The organism is Actinomadura sp. NPDC000600 (genome assembly GCF_040492135.1).
Classification (GTDB): Bacteria; Actinomycetota; Actinomycetes; order Streptosporangiales; family Streptosporangiaceae; genus Spirillospora.
In genome coordinates, this window is the sequence record NZ_JBEUPD010000091.1 from 1 (window position 1) to 2888 (window position 2888).

General features: G+C 72.5%; 1 protein-coding gene. It reads right to left on the reverse strand.

Features of this window, described 5'->3' with window-relative positions; translation table 11 throughout:
- Window positions 1–2654 (reverse strand): SDR family NAD(P)-dependent oxidoreductase (locus ABWI07_RS43805; RefSeq protein WP_353822173.1); only part of this gene is annotated, 2654 nt, incomplete at its 3' end.
- Window positions 2655–2888 lie beyond the last annotated feature (234 nt).

Consider the following 2888-nt stretch of genomic DNA (forward strand, 5'->3'; position numbering starts at 1 on the left):
TGGGCTTGGGTGAGGGGTTCGATGAGGACGAGGCCGGCGCCTTCGGCCAGGCCGATGCCGTCGGCACCGGCCCCGAACGCCTTGCACCGCCCGTCGCGCGCGAGGCCGCGCTGGCGGCTGAACCCGAGGAACGGGTCCGCCGTCGCGAGGATCCCGACACCGCCGGCGAGGGCGAGCGTGCATTCGCCGTTGCGGATGGCCTGGGCGGCCAGGTGGAGGGCGACGAGGGAGGAGGAGCAGGCGGTGTCCACGGTCACGGCCGGGCCTTCCAGCCCGAAGGTGTAGGCCACCCGCCCCGACACCACGCTCGCGTTCGTTCCGGTGAGGAGGTGTCCTTCCAAGCCCGGAGGCACTCGGTCCAGGCCGCCTCCGTACTGCGGCTGGTTGCAGCCGACGAAGGTCCCGGTCGCGCTGCCGCGCAGCGACGCGGGATCGATCCGCGCGTTCTCGATCGCCTCCCAGGCGGTCTCCAGCAGGATCCGCTGCTGCGGGTCCATCGCGAGCGCCTCACGCGGCGAGATGCCGAAGAACCCCGCATCGAAGTCGCCCACGTCGTACAGGAACCCGCCGTGCTGGACGTAGCTCGTGCCGGGCCGGTCAGGATCCGGATCGAAGAGGCCCTCAAGGTCCCAGCCGCGGTCGGTGGGGAAGTCGGCGATGGCGTCGGTGCCGGACAGCACCAGCTCCCACAGCTCTTCCGGAGAACGGACCCCGCCCGGGAACCGGCACGCCATGCCGATGATCGCGAGCGGTTCGTCCGGTGCGGCCACGTGGGTGACCGTTGCCGTTGCGCCACCGGTGTCCGGGGCGTCCTCCAGCTCGGCGGCCAGCAGCCGTGCGATGCGCGTCGCCGTCGGGTGGTCGAACACCAGCGTCGCCGGCAGCCTCAACCCCGTCAGCGCGGCGAGCCGGTTTCGGAGTTCGACCGCCGTCAGCGAGTCGAAGCCGAGGTCGGTCAGGGCCCGTCCGGCGTCGATGGTGTCCGCCGATTGATGACCCAGCACGCCCGCGATGTTCGTGCGGACCAGCTCGGTCAGGGCGTCCGTCCGCTCCTGGCCGGCCAGCCCGCCCAGCCGCCGGCGGAGGCTGCTCGCTTCGTCGTCCGGTCGCTCGGCTCGCGCCTCGGCCAGCTTCCTGATCTCGGGAAGATCCTGCAGCAGCGCGCTCGGCCGCTCGGACGCGAAGATCGGTGAGAAGCGGTCCCACCTGATGTCGGCGATGAGCCGGAACGTCTCGTCGTGGTCGAGTACCTGCTGGAGCGCGGCGGTCGCCTCATCCGGGGCCATCTCGAACAGGCCGTGCGAGCGGGCGCGTTCGCCGACGCGCCCCTCGGCCATCCCGCCGCCCGCCCAGCTTCCCCACGCGATCGACGTGGCGGGCAGCCCTGCCGCGCGCCGCCGCGCCGCCAGCGCGTCCAGGAAGGCGTTGCCGGGCGCGTAGTTCGCGAGCCCGGGCGACCCGAACGTCGCGGAGAACGACGAGAACAGCACGAACGCCGACAGCTCCAGGCCCTCGGTCAGCTCGTGCAGATTCAGCGCGCCCTGCGCCTTCACCGCCAGCACGGGATCCATCCGCTCCGGCGACAGCGCGTCCACGACGCAGTCGTCCAGCACGGCCGCCGTGTGCACCACGGCGGACAGCGGATGCCCGTCCGGGATGGCCTGCAGCACCTCCGCCAGGGCCTCCCGGTCGGAGATGTCACACCGTGCGAAGGTCACGTCCGCGCCGTGGGCGGCCAATTCGTCCCGTAGGTCTTCGGCGCCTGGCGCCTCGCCACCCCGGCGGCTCACCAGCAGAAGGTGCGGAGCGCCGTGGGAGGCGAGGTACCGGGCCACGTGCGCGCCGAGCGTCCCGGTCCCGCCGGTGATGAGAACCGTGCCCTCCGGCCGCCATGTTCGTGAGGCTGGACGGCCGTGAAGCGGGGCATGCGACAGCCGGCGCACCCGGACCCCGGTCGGCCGGATGGCGAGCTGGTCCTCCGGCCCCGGATCGGCGAGGATGCCGCACAGCCGTTCCCAGGTCCGGTCGTCCGGTTCGCCTTCGCCGGGCAGGTCGATCAGCCCGCCCCACATGCCCGGGTGCTCCAACGCGGCCACCAGGCCCAATCCCCAGGTCACGGCCTGGAACGGGTCCGGCGGAGCGTCGTCCTCGCCGGTGCGGACGGCCCCGCGGGTGAGCGTCCAGAGCCTTCCCGTGAAGCCTGTGTCAAGGGCCGCCTGCACGAGGGCCGCCGATCCCGCCGCACCGGCCGGAACATGAGGTTCGCCGGGCACCCTGTCGCCGTCCAGCGAGAGCAGGGAGACGATCCCGTCGAACTCGCCGTCCTCCACCGCTTGCCGCAGCGCCTCGGCGAGGTCCGACCTGCCGTAGGCGGCGGCCTCCGCCACTCGTACTTCGGCGCCGTGTACCGCTAGCGCGTCCGCGACCGCCCGCACCTCCGTGCGCTCGGGGCGGGTCAGGACGAGCCAGCGTCCCGGCACCCGGTCCGAACCCGGGGTGTACGGCTTCCAAACGATCTTGTAGCGCCGCTCGTCCAGGGCGCCGTCGCGCCGCAGGTTCTTGCGCCAGGCCGCCAGCGCGGGGACGACGTCGGTCAGCGCCTCCTGGCCCAGGTTCAGGGTCGCCGCGAGGGCCTGGAGATCGCCCTCGTCCACCGCATTCCAGAGACGGGTCTCCCCGGGTGCGTGCCTGTGCCCGTTCCCGTTTCCGTTGCCCGTGTGCGTGGGCGTGTCGAGCCAGTAGTGGTGGTGTTGGAAGGGGTAGGTGGGCAGGTGGGTGGCGGTGTGGTCGGGGTCGGGTGGTTCGGGGGGTTCGGGTTGGTTGGGTTGGGTGGGTGTGTAGGTGATGGGGTGGTGGGTGTGGGTGTGTAGGTGGGCGAGGTTGTGGAG